Raw genomic sequence first — 18,143 nt, 5'->3', positions numbered from 1 at the left:
CCGGCAATAGTGTGCAATGCGGTGAATTCTACCTGATGGCGACGTGGTTCAACACCGATTGCGTCGACCTGACCGTGGTCGCGTCGTTTTGACCTCAAAAGGACGAGCTGCTTCCAGCCAAAAACGCAGTGCGCCGTCGAGGGCCGTACTCCACAAACAGCTTTCCTGATCACGAAAACGGCGCACGACGGCATCTACCGGATGCTGAAAAGGGTTATCACGTCCTGCGCTAAAAATAACATGTTCAGGGGCGGTATGACGTACGAACTGAACACCCGAGCTCGTTCCACTGCCGTGATGCCCCGCGACAAGCATAGAGACAGGCGAATCCACTTCAAGCAAAAAGCGCCGCTCTATCTCGGTACTTACATCCCCCGTGATGAGCAGCTGATGCTCGCCTACACTGACTTCCAATACGCAGGATCGATCATTGGGTGATAACGCATTAGCGCCCGCTGGCGGCCATAAAAAGCGATAATTAACACCATCGCGCTGCCAGGTTTGACCTCGTTGGCACGCCCGACTCGCTATTGGCAGCGTTTCACCCGCAGGGGCAGTCCACTGAGTAACCTGATGCTCCGCTAATAGCGCATTAACGCCACCCGCATGGTCGTTATCGGCGTGACTAACGATCACCTGATCAAAGCGCTGACCCGGCGACCACAGTGTTTCCAGCGGCATAAAACCGCCGCGAAAGCGGGGTCCAGTGTCATAAAGCAGTCGATAATGTTCACTGCGCAGCTCTATCAGCTGCCCTTGCCCCACATCATGCACACTCACTCGAAGCCCCTGCTGGGGAGTCATCGACGATAGCGACCACCAAGGCAGCGCCACCACCAATGCTGTAGCGGCTAGCCGCATCCCCGGCAGCACCGCAGGCAACCCCCAACAGAGTGACAGTAGCAACAGCGCAAAGGCCAGCGGATAGGTTAATGGCCGATCAGGCTCCCATAGCGGCCAATGCTGAACAGAGAGGCTCAACAGCCAATGGAAAATATTAAGTGCGGCCTCAAACAGCCACCACAAAGCATGACCTAGAAAAGGCACCGGCGATAATAACCAACCCAGTAACGCCGTAGGCACCATGATGGAACTCACCCACGGCACGGCCACCAGGTTAATCAGTGGAGCGGCGGGCGCTATGCGCCCAAATGCTACCAGCACAGCGGCGGCCATTAGCGGTGCAAGCAGCAACTGCGATCTGACCAGCGCCCAACACCAGCCTTTAATACCCTGGGGGCGCCGCCGCCCCTGCCAAATAGTGATTAACCATGCCACCGCCACAAATGACAGCCACATACCGGGCCGCCACAGAGCCAACGGATCAACGAGAAGCACCAGCGCAATGGCCAGCCACCATCCTTGCCATGGGCTTGGTGCATGTCGACCACTAAGCACCCACAGGCCAATCAACGTCATCACCATGGCACGCATAGCGGGCGGTGCCATCCCGGCAAGCGTGGCGTAACTGATGCAGGCTACCGCCGCTACCCACCAAGGCCAAGCGCGCATGCGCCAGTTGGTAGGCGTCGTTAAGCGCGCTCCGAACTTGGCAAGCATCAATACAAATGACGTCACCAGCCCAACGTGTAAGCCTGAAATAACGACCAGATGGGTTGTACCGGTCGCATTCAACAATGACCAGTCATCTTGGGTAAGCTGTTCGCTATCACCCAGTGTCAGCGCCGCCAACCAGCGTTTAGTGCGCTCATCCAGCGCCTGCCGAGCTAAAAAACTCACCCCCAGCTGACGCAGCGATGGCCCGGCGGAAGCTAGCCGAACCGGCGGTGGATCTTGGCGCAGATACCCAGTGGCGTGAATTCCCTCACGCCATAGCCACTGCTCATAATCAAACGTACCGGGGTTGGCAAAACCACTGGGAGGCCGCAAACGGAGCGTCATTCGCCACTGTTCACCGGGATAAAACGCTTCATCGCTATAAGCCGTTACCCGCACCTTGTTTATCACCGAGCAACGTGGTCGTTGTGCCGGGCCTTGGCAGCTATCAACACGCAGCATCAGACGCGTTGCGTCCCCCGACGACTGAGCGTTCAGCACAGTGGCTTCAACGGCTATATCCTCGCCACTCAGCCCTGCTGGCAAACGGCTCGTCCATTCCTGCTGAACGCCAGCAAATACCCATAGCCCCATCAGTAGCCATATAACTCGGCGGGGTTGCCACGCCACTATCAACAATGCGGCGACCAGCACCCAACCGAACGCATTGGAGGTCACTCCTGCGGCATGGCTGTACCATGCCAAAATCCCTCCAGCGAGAGCTGCAAGTGCAGCGGGCATGGCGACCCCTAACCGCATAGAACCCTCCCTGGCGAATGTTCATTGATGGCCTAGCATAGCCGAAGGGCAACGCTATATGGATAATGGGCAGCATCGATAGGTAAGAGTATCCGTCATGCCGCGCAGGTTCCTGCAGCGCTACATGCCCAAACCCGACACCATCAGAAAACAGCGCTCGCTACGCTTTATGGCACCGCTGATTGCAGACCCGGGTTTGTGGCTACTAACTCGCCGAAGCGTTGCCAATGCGTTTAGCGTGGGCGTGTTTTGCGCCATGCTGCCCATCCCTTTTCAGATGGTGGTCGCTGCGCTGGGTGCTCGCTTAACGCGCTGCAACTTAGCCCTTTCGATCGGTTTGGTATGGATCACTAACCCTTTAACAATGCCGCTCATTTTTTACGGCAATTATCGGATTGGCACTTTCATCCTCGGTGCGCCTGTACGAGAAGCCCCCTCGCGTATTTCAACGCGCTGGATTGCCGAGCAGATGCACGACATTATGCCGCCTCTGATCGTTGGCTCGCTGGTGACCGCGTTGATATTAGCGATCGTCGTCAATATCGGTATCCGCTTAATCTGGCGCTGGCACGTCTCCCATAACTGGAAACGCCGCCGCCAAAAACGTCGGCAGCGGCGTGCGCAGATTGAAGCAGAATTTGATGATTAAGCTTTAAGAGCCTATCTCCATCGTTAACGCGCTGGCGTTTGCTCGACCAACCTACCTGCATCCAGCTTAAGCACACGATCCTGATGAGCGGCAAGGCTCACATCGTGGGTCACAATCACAAAGGCACAGGCGCTCTCTTTGGCCAGCTCATCCATCAGCGCCAAAATAGTCGCTGCAGTGGTCTGATCAAGGTTGCCCGTGGGTTCATCCATCAGCACCAAGCTGGGGTCGGTAACCAGTGCCCGGGCAATCGCCACGCGTTGACGCTCACCACCAGAAAGCTCACCTGGCTTATGGTCGGCACGCGGCTGCATGCCCACTCGCTCCAATATCTGCATCGCCCGCTGCTCGGCCGCCTTTTTCGACTGGCCGCGAATAATCAGCGGCAACGCCGCATTTTCTACGGCGGTGAACTCCGCCAGCAGGTGGTGAAACTGATACACAAACCCAATGTAGCGGTTCCGAAAGCTGCCCAGCGCCGCTTCATTCAAACCCGATAGCGGCTCACCAGCGATCACCACACTGCCTTCGCTGGGGCGGTCGAGCCCTCCCAGCAGATTCAGCAATGTGGTCTTACCGGAGCCCGAACTGCCGACGATAGCCACCCGCTCTCCAGCGCGCACTTGCAGGCTGAGCTTATCGAGCACCGTTAGATCCTGTGGGCCTTCGCTGTAAGTCTTAGTCAGCGCTTGGCAATCGAGCATAATGGCTGCGTCTGGTTGTGCGTGGGTAGACACCGTATTCGTAGACATCATGTCATCCTTATTCCTGAAGCCATTATTCATAGCGCAATACATCCGCTGGCTGAACCCGCGCCCCACGCCAAGCAGGATAGAGCGTGGACAGGAATGTCAGCCCAAAGGCTGCCAATACGATACGGCTAACATCATCCCACTGTAAGCGAGAAGGTAAATCGCTAATGAAGTAAACCCCAGCATCCAAGAACTGAATGCCCAATGTCCCTTCCACCCAGCCAATCAGATCAGCGATGGTCAGCGCCAGCAGTACACCAACGGCCACCCCCATGGCGATACCAATCAGCCCAATGGCCATGCCCTGAACAATAAAAATCCCCATAATCGAGCTCGGCTTAGCACCTATCGTACGCAGAATGGCGATATCCGCGCTTTTGTCGGTGACTACCATGACCAGCGTAGAGACGATATTAAACGCTGCCACGGCGATAATGACGGTTAATAGGAGCGCAATCATGCGCTTTTCCATCTGTATCGCCTGGAACAAATTGCCATGAGAGAACGTCCAGTCGCTGCCAAGGTACTCAGGGCCAAGCTCGTTGAGAATGGCCTGAGTTTCGCTACTAGCAGCAAACAGGTCGTCGAGCTGTAGGCGAAGCCCGCCAATGGCGTCACCCAAGCGGGCAAGCGTCTGCATATCTTCAATATTGGCGTAGGCCAGGTTGGCGTCTAAATCAGCACCGACACTAAAAATACCGCTAACGGTGAAGCGCTTTAAGCGCGGGAACACCCCAGCCGGGGTAATCGAAGCCTCAGGCACCAACAGCGTCACTCGGTCCCCAACGCCAACGCCCAGGCTGCGCGCCAGCATTGACCCCAGCACTACATTCCACTCACCGGGCACCAAATCGGCTAATGCACCTTGGCTCATATGTTCGCCAATAATGGAGACACGGTCTTCCCAATCGGGATTAATACCATTCACCATGGCACCCTGATTGTGGCCACCGACCGAAAACATGCCCTGTTGTTCGACAAAAGGCGCCGCGCCAATGACCCGCTCTCGCTGCATCAACTCTTCGGCCAGAGACTCCCATTCGACCATTCCCACACGGGACTCAATTTTAGCGTGGGGAACCATGCCTAAAATGCGCGTCCTCAGCTCATGGTCAAAGCCGTTCATTACCGACAACACCAGAATAAGTACGGCGACCCCTAACATTAACCCCAGCATTGAGGTAAGCGAAATAAACGAAATAAAATGGTTCCGGCGTTTAGCGCGCACGTAGCGCAGCCCCACCAGAAAAGGCAAACGATCAAGCATGGCGTCATTCCTTATCAATAAGCGCTCATGGTACGGTTTTTTTAGTCTCACTGCATGTTCCAAACGGCCATTAGAGCTATCAGCCCTGCGAGCGTTCAGATTAAAAACGTTACGCTTGCAACTTGCCCCGCCACCACCTACATTGCGCCGATTTACTGCTGACCGTGGGCCTGCGCTTTTATGACTTATCGTTTGTTACCCGAATGGTATCCCCAAGACGGAATACAATTGACCTGGCCGCGGCCAGACGGCGATTGGGCGCCCTTGCTTGCTCGCATCGAAGCCACCCTGGAACGCATTGTGATCGCCACGACACGCTTTCAGCGCGTGCTGATTTGCGTGCCCGATGAGTCAACACAACAACGCTTAGCCACTACATTTGACGCTTACGGCGTGCCTGCTTCCCGGCTGCAGCTTATTGTCGCACCCACTGATGATACCTGGGCGAGAGACCATGGCCCCATCAGTGTTATCGATGAGCAGGGCCAGATGATGATGCTCGATTACACTTTTACCGGCTGGGGCGGTAAGTTCCCCGCTGAGCGTGATAATCTGCTTACCCAGTGGCTTGCCGAGGCGGGCGTTTGGGCTTGCCCGGTAGCGACACGGAATTTAGTGCTGGAAGGTGGCGGTATCGAAACCGACGGAGAAGGCACCCTACTCACTACAGAAGCATGCCTGCTTAATCCCAACCGCAACCCCACGCTATCGCGAGAGGATATAGAAGCACAGCTCGCCCAAGATTTTGGCGTTGACCGCGTATTATGGCTGGCCAATGGGCATTTAGAAGGCGACGATACCGACAGCCATATCGATACGCTTGCCCGTTTTTGCGACCCAACCACCATCGCCTATGTACGCTGCGATGATCCCAATGATCCTCATTATCCGGCACTGGCGGCGATGGAGCAGGAGTTACAGGCGTTTCGACAACGCAATGGTGAACCCTACCGTTTGATCGCGCTGCCTTGGCCCCAGGCCTGCTTCGACCCTGATGACGGCCACCGCCTACCAGCCACTTACGCTAATTTTCTGATCATCAATCAAGCCGTACTGGTTCCTACTTACGGCGACCCGGCGGATGTCACCGCGCTACACGCGCTGGCAATCGCATTTCCCGAACACACCCTAATTCCGATTGAGTGCGTCAGCGTTATTCGCCAACATGGCAGCCTGCACTGCTTAACCATGCAGCTTCCACAAGGCACGCTTACCCAGAGTACGTTTCCCGCGACCGCTATTTGTTAAAGGAGTCACCATGTCGACGACGCTAACCGTCGCTGTTGTGCAGCAACCTGCGTGGCCTGATAAAGCGCAAAGCCTGGCCGCCAGTGAAGCAGGTATTCGCAGTGCCGTTAAACAAGGCGCTCAGTTGGTACTGCTGCAAGAGCTGCATGCCACTCACTACTTTTGCCAGTTCGAAGACCCTTCGCTGTTTGATCTAGCGGAGCCGTTGGATGGCCCGACCGGCCAGCGTCTTGCAGCACTCGCTAAGGAGCTGGACATTGTCCTGGTCGGTTCGTTGTTTGAACGCCGCGCCCCAGGGCTTTACCACAATACCGCCGTGGTCTATGACCGCGCCAAAGGCCGTATTGGCCAGTATCGTAAGATGCATATTCCCGATGATCCTGGGTTTTATGAGAAGTTTTACTTCACGCCGGGTGATCATGACAGCGCCCGCGGCGAAGGCTTTACACCCATTGAGACATCCGTAGGTCGTCTCGGCGTGCTGGTTTGCTGGGATCAGTGGTATCCGGAAGCCGCCCGGCTGATGGCCCTGGCCGGTGCGGACTTACTGCTCTACCCCACAGCGATTGGCTGGGACCCCAATGACGATGCCGCTGAGAAGGCACGCCAGAAAGATGCCTGGACAGTGATTCAGCGCGCCCACGGTGTCGCCAACGGCTTACCCGTGCTGGTCGCTAACCGGGTTGGTTTTGAGGCAGATCACTCCGAAGTCGGCGATGGCATTCAGTTCTGGGGCGGCAGCTTTATTTGTGGGCCGCAAGGTGAACTATTGGCGCATGCGGGAGAAGAGACCGAACAGTTAGTCGTTGAGCTTGATATGGCGCGCAGTGAAAATACTCGCCGCATTTGGCCCTATCTGAGGGATCGCCGAATAGATGCCTACGGGGATCTAACTCGCCGTTACCGCGACTAGCCAACCTCGATAAAACGCCAACAAACCAAAACGCCTGCCTGGGATAAATACTCAGGCAGGCGTTGTTGATGGTATAGAGCGGGCTAACGCGACCGATTACTTCCAGAAGTCACGTATTGAGGCTATCCCTTGAGCGCCTACGGCACGGGCGTGATTGGCATCAAAGCGCGTCATACCACCTAATGCAAACACCGGCATGCCGGCACGTTCGACCAACTGTTGAAAGTCATGCCAACCGAGCGGAGCGACTTCAGGGTGCGATGGCGTGGTGCGCAGCGGCGACAGGCTGACAAAGTCACAGCCTAATACGGCTGCCTGGGTAAGCTGCTTTTGGTTGTGCGTCGATGCGGAAAGCCATTTATTTTCAGCAATCGGACGACGCTCAAGCTGCATCAAACGCTCGCTGGTCAAATGAATGCCATCAGCGTCAATATGATCCAGCAGCGTGGGTTCACCATTCAGCAGCAGCCGCGCGCCGTGCTCACGGCATAGAGTCAGAGCTCGCTGAGCACGGGCGAGATAAGCCGCTTCGTCCAACTGCTTGGCACGCAGCTGCACCAAGCGAATCTTGTCTTCACGCAGCGCGCGCTCCAAAAACGCATCAAAACGCGCTTCGTCAGCCTCTTCGTTGGTGATCAAATACTCGGTAGGCAACCTTACCGCCCGCAGTATCGGTAAATTTGCTGCCGGGAAAGGATAGTTGGAGAGTTCGCTCATAGGCACCCAGCGCACGGCCTGCCCTTCACGGCCAAAAGGCTCTCCGGCAAACTCATGCACCTGCCAGACATCAAGCAGGATATGCTTGTCAGGATACTCATGGTGAACGCGAATCAAGGGCTGAGCACAAACAATCTCGACGCCCAGCTCTTCATGCAGTTCTCGCTTTAATCCTTCAAGACCGGTCTCATAAGGTGCTAGTTTGCCACCTGGAAACTCCCACAGTCCGCCATGATCAACGTTTGACGGCCGACGGGCGATCAGTACTTGCTGTTGATCGGCGCTGATAATCGCAGCTGCCGCGACGTGAACCCGTCGTTTTACCTTTATGCTCATATACTCATATACTCGTTACGTCTTGATCCACTGCGCGCACCAACGCTTCTGCCATCGGCGCTATCTCGCTGCGTGTGTCCATATCTCTGCCAACCACCGCCCCCAATGGAGAGAGGCTGACTAGCTACGGTAATCCGCGTTGATAGACACATAGTCATGAGAGAGGTCAGAGGTCCACACCGTGGCACTCTCTTCGCCGCGCCCCAAGTTAATGCGAATGGTAATTTCTGGCTGCGCCATCACAGCGCTTCCTGCTGCTTCGGTGTAGCCTGCCGCGCGTCCGCCCTGTTCGACTAGACGCACATCGCCCAGGTCAATCACCACGCGGTTAACGTCAAAATCGTTCACCGGTGCCCGCCCGACGGCTGCTAGAATACGCCCCCAGTTGGCATCAGAAGCGTACAGCGCTGTTTTGACTAGCGGCGAATGAGCAACGGTAAAGGCTACATCAAGCGCTTCTTGCCGACTTTGCGCTTCGCCAACCTGCAGGGTGACGAACTTGGTCGCCCCTTCAGCATCACGAATGATCGCTTGCGCCAGCTCGGTCATTACCCGTTGTAAAGCGTTACTGAACGCGGCTATCTGCGCTTCATCAGCGATTCGAGGGCCAGTGCCGGTCGCCGCCAACATACAGGCGTCATTGGTAGAGGTATCGCTATCCACCGTGATGCAGTTAAACGAGCGATCGACGGTTTCACGCAATAGCCGATCCAGTAGCGGTGCCTCGATAGCTGCATCGGTCACCACAAAGCCCAACATGGTCGCCATGTTGGGCTTGATCATGCCCGACCCTTTCGTGATGCCGTTAATCGTTACCTGTTGATTACCTATTTCAACCGTGACACTGGCCCCTTTGGCCCGGGTGTCGGTGGTTAAAATGCCTTGGCCTGCGTGCTCCCAGGCAACACTGGCGCTGGACAAACTTTCAAGCGCCGGTGCCAATCCCGCTAGCAGTTTCTCCATTGGCAGCGGTTCACCAATCACGCCGGTTGAGAACGGCATGATATCCTCAGCCGCAACTCCCACCTGTTTGGCAAGTTCAGCACAGCATGCCCGCGCATCGAGCAAGCCTGCCTCGCCAGTGCCTGCGTTCGCGTTGCCGGTATTGATCAACCAATAACGCGGCGAGCGGTGCTCCGCACGGCACTGTTCAAGGTGCTGCTTGGCCACTATTACCGGCGCTGCACAAAAGGCGTTACGGGTAAAAACCCCCGATACCGTCGTTGTGTTGGGCAGTTCAATCACCACCACATCACGACGATCCGGCTTTTTGATACCCGCCATTGCAACCCCAAGGCGCACCCCTTTCAGGGGTGGCAACTCTGGAAAGGGAGTGTTTCCCACTGCCATGATTCTCTCCTTTAGGCAAACCTTGGTCAGACGTTATCTCAGACACAATCGCCGTTAGCTTAATTTTCCACAGCACTGCTTGTACTTTTTACCTGAACCACAAAAACAGGGGTCGTTACGGCCCACCTTAGGGCCTTCGCGACGCACTGGACGCCCTTCACTGCCAGGCGCTTCTTGATCGCTCTCAGATTGCTCAGGAGCCGGGGCGTCATGGCGACTAGCGGCGGTGGCGGTTTCGCGCTCCAGCGCTTCGCGGCGTTGACGCTCAAGGGCATCCACTTCCTCGGGTTGGCGAACCTGAACGTGGCTCAGAATGCGCGTTACATCTTCTTTAATATGGTCAAGCAGGTGTTGGAAGAGCTCAAACGATTCACGCTTGTACTCCTGCTTGGGGTTTTTCTGGGCATAGCCACGCAGGTGAATACCACGGCGTAGATGATCCATTGACTGAAGGTGCTCTTTCCAACGCGTATCCAGCACCTGCAGCATGACTTGCTTCTCAAAGCGACGAATCAGTTTCTCGCCCGCTGCAGCCACTTTTGCCGCATAGGCTTCACGGTGCATGGTCTGCAGCCGCTCACGCAACTGCTCCTCGCTAAAGCGATCATCCTCAGCAGCCCACTTAACCACGGGCGCATCAAGATTAAACTCTGTTTTCAGGTGCGCTTCCAAACCGGGCAAATCCCACTGCTCGGGCAGGCTCTGAGGAGGAACATAGCTGCTAATTGCCGTTTCCATTACCTCTTCACGAATACCGATAACGGCATCAGCCACATCGTCTGCGGCGAGAATTTCATTACGCTGGTCGTAGATCACCCGGCGCTGGTCGTTGGCAACGTCATCGTACTCAAGCAGCTGCTTACGAATATCGAAGTTACGTCCTTCGACTTTTTTCTGGGCACGCTCAACCGCATTGGAGACCATTTTATGCTCAATGGCTTCACCATGCTCAAGCCCTAACGCCTGCATCAAGCGTTTAACGCGATCAGAGCCAAACAGACGCATCAGGCTGTCTTCAAGCGACAAGAAGAACCGCGTGGAGCCGGGGTCGCCCTGGCGACCAGCACGGCCACGCAGCTGATTGTCTATACGCCGAGACTCATGGCGCTCAGACCCCACCACATGTAAGCCGCCGGCGGCCAACACAGCATCGTGGCGTGCCTGCCACTCAGCCTTTAACGCATCAACCTGCTCTTGGCTTGGGTTTTGTAGCTTGGCCGATTCAGCCTCCCAATTGCCGCCCAGCACGATATCGGTACCCCGGCCAGCCATGTTGGTGGCGATAGTAATTGCCCCTGGGCGGCCTGCCTGAGCGATAATTTCGGCTTCACTCTGGTGCTGTTTGGCGTTAAGTACGTTGAACGCGAGGCCGGCCTCTCGCATCAGGTTGGCAAGGTACTCCGATGTTTCAATTGAGGCCGTACCAACCAGCACAGGGCGCCCAGCTTCTGTCTCAGTTTTGACATCTTTAATGATCGCTTCGTATTTCTCTTCAGCGCTCAAATAGACCAGATCGTTCAGGTCTTTACGTGCCAATGGACGGTTGGTAGGAATAACCACCACGTCGAGGCCATAAATTTGACGAAATTCAAAGGCTTCAGTATCCGCTGTACCGGTCATACCGGCTAACTTCTCATACAGACGGAAATAATTCTGGAAGGTGGTGGAGGCAAGCGTTTGGCTTTCGCGCTGTACCGTAACGCCCTCTTTGGCTTCTACAGCCTGGTGCAAGCCTTCCGACCAGCGGCGCCCTGGCATCGAACGGCCAGTGTGTTCGTCGACGATGACTACCTGACCTTCAGAAACGATGTAATCGACATCACGATTATAGAGGTAGCGGGCGCGCAGGGCCGAATGCATATGCTGGAGCAAATTGAGGTTTTGCGCTGCATAGAGTGATTCTTCATCACCCAATAAACCCTCGCCGCGCATTAGCTCTTCAACTTTGTTATGACCCTGCTCCGTTAGCTCTACCTGTTTCTGCTTTTCGTCAACTAAGAAGTCGCCGACCACCGGGGCATCTTCATCTTCACTCTCTTCGCCTTTCTCAAGCTGCTGGGCCAACTGATTAACGACTTTATAGAGATCCGTATTTTCGTCTACCGCGCCCGAAATAATCAGCGGTGTACGCGCTTCATCGATAAGAATCGAGTCAACTTCATCGACAATCGCAAAATGCAGGCCACGCTGCACTTTGTCTTCTAACGAAAACGCCATGTTATCGCGTAGATAATCAAAGCCAAACTCGTTATTGGTGCCGTAGGTAATATCGCACTGATAGGCATGGCGCTTCTCTTCGCCAGACTGACCGGAGAAAATAACACCAATGGAAAGGCCTAGAAATTCATACAGCGGGCGCATCCACTCAGCATCACGACGGGCCAAATAGTCGTTCACGGTCACCACGTGAACGCCTTTCTCCGTTAGCGCATTCAGATACACCGCCAGCGTTGCCACCAGGGTTTTACCTTCACCGGTTTTCATTTCTGCAATACGGCCACGGTGCAGGGTCATACCACCCACCATCTGCACGTCAAAGTGACGCATGCCCATCACGCGCTTACTGGCCTCTCGGACGATTGCAAAGGCGGGAGCTAACAGCGCATCTAGGGACTCACCTGACGCGAGACGTTCGCGCAATTGCGCTGTTTTTTGCTGCAAATCAGCGTCACTTAATGCCTCAAATTCTGCTTCTAGGGCATTAATCTGAGGCACATTTTTATGCATGCGTTTTACATCGCGGTCATTTTTAGAACCAACGACTTTACGTAATAAATTATTAAGCATGAAATATCCAAGTATTCACGAACAACCCATCGGACTTTGCCTATATACGGCAGACCTTTTTCTGCAGGTCTTCTACCTACCAGCGTAGGGACAAAGTAAGTATCTTAACGGCATACTTGATGGGCAGGAGGGCCGCGCTGGGTCAAAACATCACGCGCCGCCACCAGCAGGGCCATCGGCGCAAGCCAACTGCTGAGACGCCGCATCGGGGCAAAGCGCCTAGGGCGTTGAGCCCAACGGCGCAGAGCGCGCTGCCGTTTAGCAATCCAGTGCGACTGCGCACGTAAAATCGCGGGTACCCATAAACAGATAGTAACGCTGCGTTCGCCACTGCGAAAAGCATCCGCAGGGCTTAAACTCGCGGGTAATAGGCAACTTACTAATAAGCCGGCCAGCCACCAACGCGCTAAGCCATACCGGCGATGGCGCCGCGGCAAAGCTGATTGAACATCAAGCGTAGGTGACATGCTGTAGACCGGCTCCTGAGCGTGGTAAAATCTGCTAAAGTTGAGATCGGTTAATGTCTCCGACATCATCATTAGCGGCACCCTAGGATAGCGGTGCCCTAGGAATTAAGCGTATGAGTATAAAGGTTAAGCGTTCTCGCGCACAGCCCATTGCCCGCCTACTCTCAAAGTCCGGCGATATTAGTCAGTTAATGCGCCTATCTCGTTTAATTGACCAGGCGCAGCAGCATCTTCGCGCGCATCTGCCCGAAGAGATGCGAGCACATATTTTTGTCGGTGGCTTTCGCGAAGGTCGCTTAACATTGATCAGTGGTCAAGCGGGCTGGCTAACCTGGTTACGTTTTGAGCAGCGTCGCCTATTAGAGCTGCTTCATCAGTTGCCTGGCTTTGAAAGCGTGAGCGGTTTTACCTTTAAAGTGCGCCCTGTGCACCCTATCGTCGCCCCGCCACGTAATACACGCAGTCTTTCAGCAGATGCAGGCAAAACCCTGGCTGAATGCGCTGAAGATACGACCAATCCCACGTTAAAGCGCGCCCTTGAACGGCTTGCCTCTCATGCTCGGCCACCCAACGAGTAATAGCTGCCATAAGGGTTAGGCAAACTTACCGGCTATTAACGCTCTAGGCGTAAAGTGAATGCTGGCGGCAAAATGCATAAAGCACCGCCTAAGCGATGCTTTATTGATATTACCATTGCTACGACAACCCTTCGGTCTACCCTATTAGCCAATAACAGCTTGTCTATTAGCGGCTGTACTATGCCATTGCGGGTGCAGCATAAGAAATCGGCGCCACGGCCTTATCTTCTTCAAACGTCACTATTTCATAAGCGTCAGGCTGAGCCATCAGCTCACGGCACAGCTGATTATTCAGCGCATGCCCTGACTTAACACCACGAAACTCGCCAATCAAGCTATAGCCCAACTGGTATAAATCCCCGATGGCATCTAATACTTTATGCTTGACGAATTCATCTTCGTAGCGCAAACCACCTTCGTTAACAATGCGGTAATCATCTACCACGATCGCATTATCCAAACTACCGCCTAATGCCAAATTGTTAGAGCGTAAAAACTCTAAATCACGCATAAAACCAAAGGTACGCGCACGTGACACTTCTTTGACAAAAGATGTGGTCGAAAAATCGATCAACGCCGTCTGTTTCTGCTGTTCAAAAACGGGGTGGTCAAAATCAATCGCAAACGAGACTTTAAACCCTTGATGGGGCAAGAAAACGGCCTCTTTATCACCATCGGTAACGGCTACACGATGCTTGATGCGAATAAATTTCTTCGCGGCATTCTGTTCCAAAATACCCGCTGACTGAATCAAAAAAACAAATGGACTAGCACTACCATCCATAATCGGCACTTCAGGTTCGCTTACGTCCACATAAGCGTTATCAATGCCCAACCCTGCAAAAGCCGACATAAGGTGCTCAACGGTAGCGACCTTAACCCCGTTACTGGAGAGTGCTGTGCATAGCTTGGTATCTTCAACCAATTCAGCGCGCGCTGGCACGTGTACGACAGGATCCAGATCGGTTCTAACAAACACAATCCCAGTATTGGCGGGCGCCGGACGCAGCGCTAAGTGGACTTTTTTGCCAGAATGCAGGCCCACTCCGGTGGCGCGTATGACGTTTTGTAGGGTGCGTTGTCTGATCATGGGCAGTAATCGTACTCTGGTGACGGTAGTGACCGTAGAGAAAAGTTATCAAACAGTGTTCACTTTAACAGCAAGCGAGCGTTTTAGCCAATAAAACGCTCGCCGACTGTTGCAATAAAGCTGTTTTGTAGAATCAATCCGCCTGACGGCGTAAAAACGCGGGGATGTCCAAATAGTCATCGGCTTCAGTAGAGCGACGCTTTTCAGGACGAGGTTTAGCGGCTGTTTCGGTTGCTTCAGCGCGTGCTGTCGCCTGCTGACGCATTACCGTTGGCTGTTGCAGCTTACGGTAATCCGAGGATTCTGCAGCTGACCGGCGGGCAGGCTCGCGCGCAGCTGTCTTAGGTTTCTGCCCATCTAAACCAGCAGCCACAACGGTCACACGCAGCTCGTCGGACATTTCCATATCAATGGAGGTGCCCACCACGATAGTCGCATCCGGAGACGCAAACTCTTGAACAGTGGCACCGACGTCATTGAATTCGCCGATGGACAAATCAGGACCAGCAGTGATGTTGACCAGAATACCCCGCGCGCCATGAAGATCGATATCTTCCAACAACGGGCTGCGGATGGCCTTCTCGGCAGCTTCACGAGCACGATTCTCGCCCGTCGCCCCACCGGTACCCATCATCGCCATACCCATTTCAGACATCACGGTGCGCACATCAGCAAAATCGACGTTGATGATACCTGGGCTGGTAATCAGTTCTGCAATACCTTGAACAGCGCCCAACAGCACATCGTTTGCCGCACTGAAGGCTGTAAGCAGTGTGGCGTTTTTGCCCAATACGGAAAGCAGCTTCTCGTTAGGGATAGTGATCAACGAATCAACATGCTCGGAGAGCTCTTTCATACCCTCCTCGGCGGCACGCATTCGCTTCGGCCCTTCAAAGGGGAAGGGGCGAGTCACCACCGCGACGGTGAGAATCCCTAGCTCTTTGGCGACCTGTGCCACTACAGGAGCACCACCGGTGCCGGTCCCACCGCCCATACCGGCAGTGATAAACACCATATCAGCGCCTACCAGCAATTCCGCAATACGCTCGCGGTCTTCCATTGCTGCCTGACGACCCACGTCGGGATTGGCACCTGCGCCCAATCCTTTAGTGATTTCGCTACCCAGTTGCAACACGGTTTTTGCTGAACAGCGCTTAAGCGCCTGGGCGTCAGTGTTAGCGCAGATAAACTCAACGCCTTCAATATTGCTTTCGACCATGTGGTTAACAGCATTGCCGCCACCGCCGCCAACACCAACCACTTTGATGACCGCACTGCTCGAGGGTGCGTTATCTACCAATTCGAACATAAGCCCCGTCTCCTGAACCGCGCTTGCGGCCCTGTCAGAAATTTCCTTTGAACCAGCCTTTAATTCTAGCTAGCGCCGAATGGTCTTCCTTGATATCACGCCGGGCAAGCTCATTGCGGCCCTTATGGGCAGCAACCACTCCCCCGTGGCTTTTTAGGCCTTGCCCATGACGCGTTTCTTGCAAGGCATAATGCAGCAGCCCAACGCCCGTCGCATAAATTGGGTTGCGTACGACGTCCGCCAAACCTCTTACATTCTGTGGACATGCGATGCGAACTGGCATATGAAAAATCTCTTCCGCCAATTCACTAACCCCTTCCATGCGCGAGGTTCCACCGGTAAGCACAATCCCAGCAGCCACCATGTCTTCATAGCCACTTCGGCGCAACTCATCTCTTACTAGCGTAAACAGTTCTTCGTAGCGCGGCTCTACCACTTCAGCCAGTGCTTGGCGCGATAGATCACGCGCAGGTCGATCACCTACGCTAGGTACTTTAATCATTTCATCGCTTGACGCTAAGTGAGTGAGCGCGCAAGCGTATTTAACTTTAATCTCTTCAGCGTGTTGGGTCGGCGTACGCAGGGCCATGGCAATATCGTTAGTGACTTGGTCACCGGCAATAGGTATAACCGCCGTGTGACGTATGGCGCCTTCACTGAAAATCGCCATATCAGTAGTGCCGCCGCCAATATCCACCATACAGACGCCCAGCTCACGCTCATCCTCGGTCAGCACCGCCATGCTTGAGGCTAGCTGCTCTAAAATAATAGCATCTACCTCCAGCCCACAGCGACGTACACACTTTTCTATATTCTGCACCGCGTTTAAGGCGGCCGTCACTAAATGCACTTGAGCTTCCAAGCGCACCCCAGACATGCCTAGTGGCTCGCGTATCCCCCCTTGAGCATCAATCGAAAACTCTTGAGGCAATACATGCAATACACGCTGGCCTTCAGAAATAGCGCGCGCCCGAGCAGAATCAATAACGCGTTCAATATCAGAAGGTGTCACTTCACGCTCTTTAATAGCCACAACACCATCAGAGTTCATTGAACTGATATGACTACCAGCCACGCCAACATACACTGAATGGATATCACAGCCAGCCATCAACTCGGCTTCTTCAACTGCGCGCTGGATAGACTGCACCGTTGATTCAATATTGATTACAACACCACGCTTCATACCGCGCGAAGGGTGCGAACCAATACCGGCAATTTCAATTCCGCCGTCATCGGTGGGTTGACCGACTATCGCGACGACCTTGGACGTTCCAATGTCCAGCCCGACCACCATATTGGATGCGTTGGGTGAGCCTGCCATGAGTCGGGAAATCTCCTTGCGTCATTGTTAAAAAATAAATATTAATTGGGAGCCGCTTAATCCAACGCTTAACATTGAAAGCGTGCTATCCAAAATAAACAGTGGTTGTTTTCTGACACTCACTAAGTACAAATAGCTGAAATTAAAAACCACTTAACCAGCGTCTGGCCCATAGTATAGAAACAATAGTCGCAATACGACTAGCACGAACCCACAATAATAGGCATAGAAAGCAATTTAAAGCCGATTACTGGCTTTTTCAACGATGGCAGTCACTCACTTTTACACCTTATTTGCGTCAAGTAATAGAAGAGTTACTCATCTTGCACAGCAAATTCACTTTCTCCGTGCCAAGCGACAGCGACACCATTAGGGTAACGCAGATCTATATAGCGAATTTGCTCGCTTAGCGAATTCAACTCGCGTTGCCATGACGCCGATAAACGTGCCAAACGGACTTCATGCTGCCGACGTCCTAACATCACCCAAGCGCCTTCGTTTAACTGCAGCCGCCATGCGCCGCGCGGCTCTAAACGAAGTTGTGTAAGCTCAAGTGATAGCTGCTCAAAGTGACGTTTAAGCCGATGATAGTAGGTTAACACTTCTTCACTGCTACCGCCGGGGCCAGCCAAATCAGGCAAACCTGATGGCGGGTTTAAGGGGGCAAATGCGAAAGGCTCCCCTTCTGGGTTAAGTAAAAAATCATCATTCCAGCGTGCGACCGGCTGTTGTTCAATTAGTTCAAAGACTAGTGCATTGGGCCACTCACGGGTAATACGCACTTCATTCAACCAGCCCACTTTTAGAGCGCGGTCGCGCAGCTCACCCAGATCCGCCGAAAGCCAGGTGGCATCGACCACCAAGGGCGCCAGCTGGGTACGCAGATAGTCAGCGCTGACATACTCCCATTCACCGCGGATTGACACCCGCTCAATCGGGCGGTCTAGCCACAGCCAAAGCGCCCGGCCACCGGCGCCCATCAGCAAGGCTAATAGAATAACGCCCAACCAAGCATTACGCCTTTTCATAAGGCACCCTTC

Annotated in this window: 15 protein-coding genes; 4 read left to right on the top strand and 11 right to left on the bottom strand. The window is 54.2% G+C overall.

The features are described from left to right. Positions 1–48 precede the first annotated feature (48 nt). Positions 49–2,316 (bottom strand): DNA internalization-related competence protein ComEC/Rec2, encoded by a 2,268-nt coding sequence (locus ACXUPB_RS08680; protein WP_472956255.1) that lies wholly within the window; start codon positions 2,314–2,316, stop codon positions 49–51. A gap of 97 nt (positions 2,317–2,413) precedes the next feature. On the opposite strand from ACXUPB_RS08680, the gene ACXUPB_RS08675 reads away from it, so the two are divergent. Further along, entirely contained in the window at positions 2,414–2,965 is a 552-nt protein-coding gene (locus ACXUPB_RS08675; protein ID WP_008956819.1) for a DUF2062 domain-containing protein, read from the top strand. A 23-nt stretch (positions 2,966–2,988) separates the two neighbouring features. Here the strand turns inward: ACXUPB_RS08675 and ACXUPB_RS08670 are convergent, their stop codons facing one another. Together ACXUPB_RS08670 and ACXUPB_RS08665 are read right to left on the bottom strand one after the other, a co-directional pair. Further along, positions 2,989–3,717: an ABC transporter ATP-binding protein gene (locus ACXUPB_RS08670; RefSeq protein ID WP_101146208.1), complete on the bottom strand. Its 729-nt coding sequence runs from the start codon at positions 3,715–3,717 to the stop codon at positions 2,989–2,991. Between the two features lie 25 nt (positions 3,718–3,742). Then, positions 3,743–4,984: a lipoprotein-releasing ABC transporter permease subunit gene (locus tag ACXUPB_RS08665; RefSeq protein ID WP_472956253.1), complete on the bottom strand. Its 1,242-nt coding sequence runs from the start codon at positions 4,982–4,984 to the stop codon at positions 3,743–3,745. A gap of 180 nt (positions 4,985–5,164) precedes the next feature. Here ACXUPB_RS08665 and ACXUPB_RS08660 point away from each other — a divergent pair, with 180 nt between their 5' ends. Then, complete coding sequence (locus tag ACXUPB_RS08660) at positions 5,165–6,232, top strand: agmatine deiminase family protein (protein ID WP_472956252.1); 1,068 nt, start codon at positions 5,165–5,167, stop codon at positions 6,230–6,232. Between the two features lie 10 nt (positions 6,233–6,242). Beyond that, complete coding sequence (locus ACXUPB_RS08655; protein ID WP_472956251.1) at positions 6,243–7,145, top strand: carbon-nitrogen hydrolase; 903 nt, start codon at positions 6,243–6,245, stop codon at positions 7,143–7,145. Positions 7,146–7,241: 96 nt separating this feature from the next. Here ACXUPB_RS08655 and ACXUPB_RS08650 read toward each other — a convergent pair whose 3' ends face one another. The 4 genes from ACXUPB_RS08650 to ACXUPB_RS08635 form a co-directional block, all read right to left on the bottom strand. Continuing rightward, the gene (locus ACXUPB_RS08650; protein ID WP_472956249.1) at positions 7,242–8,198 is read right to left on the bottom strand and encodes a Nudix family hydrolase; all 957 of its coding nucleotides are present in this window, start codon (positions 8,196–8,198) and stop codon (positions 7,242–7,244) included. Between the two features lie 120 nt (positions 8,199–8,318). Then, entirely contained in the window at positions 8,319–9,548 is a 1,230-nt protein-coding gene (argJ, locus tag ACXUPB_RS08645) for a bifunctional glutamate N-acetyltransferase/amino-acid acetyltransferase ArgJ (protein ID WP_176303112.1), read from the bottom strand. Between the two features lie 54 nt (positions 9,549–9,602). Next, positions 9,603–12,335: a preprotein translocase subunit SecA gene (gene secA, locus ACXUPB_RS08640; RefSeq protein WP_176303111.1), complete on the bottom strand. Its 2,733-nt coding sequence runs from the start codon at positions 12,333–12,335 to the stop codon at positions 9,603–9,605. Positions 12,336–12,439: 104 nt separating this feature from the next. Next, the gene (locus ACXUPB_RS08635) at positions 12,440–12,802 is read right to left on the bottom strand and encodes a hypothetical protein (protein WP_101146215.1); all 363 of its coding nucleotides are present in this window, start codon (positions 12,800–12,802) and stop codon (positions 12,440–12,442) included. 113 nt (positions 12,803–12,915) lie between these two features. Between ACXUPB_RS08635 and ACXUPB_RS08630 the strand changes: the two genes are divergently transcribed. After that, entirely contained in the window at positions 12,916–13,380 is a 465-nt protein-coding gene (locus ACXUPB_RS08630; protein WP_176303110.1) for a DUF721 domain-containing protein, read from the top strand. Between the two features lie 178 nt (positions 13,381–13,558). Here the strand turns inward: ACXUPB_RS08630 and lpxC are convergent, their stop codons facing one another. The 4 genes from lpxC to ACXUPB_RS08610 all read right to left on the bottom strand — a co-directional run bounded on the left by lpxC (position 13,559) and on the right by ACXUPB_RS08610 (position 18,131). Then, positions 13,559–14,470 carry a UDP-3-O-acyl-N-acetylglucosamine deacetylase gene (lpxC, locus tag ACXUPB_RS08625; RefSeq protein WP_101146217.1) on the bottom strand — a complete coding sequence of 304 codons (912 nt, stop codon included), beginning with the start codon at positions 14,468–14,470 and terminating at the stop codon, positions 13,559–13,561. A 133-nt stretch (positions 14,471–14,603) separates the two neighbouring features. Then, complete coding sequence (gene ftsZ / locus ACXUPB_RS08620) at positions 14,604–15,779, bottom strand: cell division protein FtsZ (RefSeq protein ID WP_101146218.1); 1,176 nt, start codon at positions 15,777–15,779, stop codon at positions 14,604–14,606. Between the two features lie 34 nt (positions 15,780–15,813). Next, positions 15,814–17,103 carry a cell division protein FtsA gene (gene ftsA, locus ACXUPB_RS08615; protein ID WP_101146219.1) on the bottom strand — a complete coding sequence of 430 codons (1,290 nt, stop codon included), beginning with the start codon at positions 17,101–17,103 and terminating at the stop codon, positions 15,814–15,816. A 314-nt stretch (positions 17,104–17,417) separates the two neighbouring features. Beyond that, positions 17,418–18,131, bottom strand: a complete 714-nt coding sequence (locus ACXUPB_RS08610; RefSeq protein ID WP_101146220.1) for a cell division protein FtsQ/DivIB — start codon at positions 18,129–18,131, stop codon at positions 17,418–17,420. Positions 18,132–18,143: the final 12 nt, after the last annotated feature.

It is taken from the genome of Vreelandella sp. DA03-1M (genome assembly GCF_055725665.1).
This window is presented reverse-complemented; position numbering and strand designations above follow the sequence as displayed.

Coding starts and splice junctions, on each gene's coding strand:
- ftsA (WP_101146219.1), bottom strand. CDS start 17,103: ATGGCAGGCTCACCCAACGCATCCAATATGGTGGTCGGGCTGGACATT.
- argJ (WP_176303112.1), bottom strand. CDS start 9,548: ATGGCAGTGGGAAACACTCCCTTTCCAGAGTTGCCACCCCTGAAAGGG.
- lpxC (WP_101146217.1), bottom strand. CDS start 14,470: ATGATCAGACAACGCACCCTACAAAACGTCATACGCGCCACCGGAGTG.
- ACXUPB_RS08665 (WP_472956253.1), bottom strand. CDS start 4,984: ATGCTTGATCGTTTGCCTTTTCTGGTGGGGCTGCGCTACGTGCGCGCT.
- ACXUPB_RS08630 (WP_176303110.1), top strand. CDS start 12,916: ATGAGTATAAAGGTTAAGCGTTCTCGCGCACAGCCCATTGCCCGCCTA.
- ftsZ (WP_101146218.1), bottom strand. CDS start 15,779: ATGTTCGAATTGGTAGATAACGCACCCTCGAGCAGTGCGGTCATCAAA.
- ACXUPB_RS08660 (WP_472956252.1), top strand. CDS start 5,165: ATGACTTATCGTTTGTTACCCGAATGGTATCCCCAAGACGGAATACAA.
- ACXUPB_RS08650 (WP_472956249.1), bottom strand. CDS start 8,198: ATGAGCATAAAGGTAAAACGACGGGTTCACGTCGCGGCAGCTGCGATT.
- ACXUPB_RS08670 (WP_101146208.1), bottom strand. CDS start 3,717: ATGTCTACGAATACGGTGTCTACCCACGCACAACCAGACGCAGCCATT.
- ACXUPB_RS08675 (WP_008956819.1), top strand. CDS start 2,414: ATGCCGCGCAGGTTCCTGCAGCGCTACATGCCCAAACCCGACACCATC.
- ACXUPB_RS08655 (WP_472956251.1), top strand. CDS start 6,243: ATGTCGACGACGCTAACCGTCGCTGTTGTGCAGCAACCTGCGTGGCCT.
- secA (WP_176303111.1), bottom strand. CDS start 12,335: ATGCTTAATAATTTATTACGTAAAGTCGTTGGTTCTAAAAATGACCGC.
- ACXUPB_RS08610 (WP_101146220.1), bottom strand. CDS start 18,131: ATGAAAAGGCGTAATGCTTGGTTGGGCGTTATTCTATTAGCCTTGCTG.
- ACXUPB_RS08680 (WP_472956255.1), bottom strand. CDS start 2,316: ATGCGGTTAGGGGTCGCCATGCCCGCTGCACTTGCAGCTCTCGCTGGA.
- ACXUPB_RS08635 (WP_101146215.1), bottom strand. CDS start 12,802: ATGTCACCTACGCTTGATGTTCAATCAGCTTTGCCGCGGCGCCATCGC.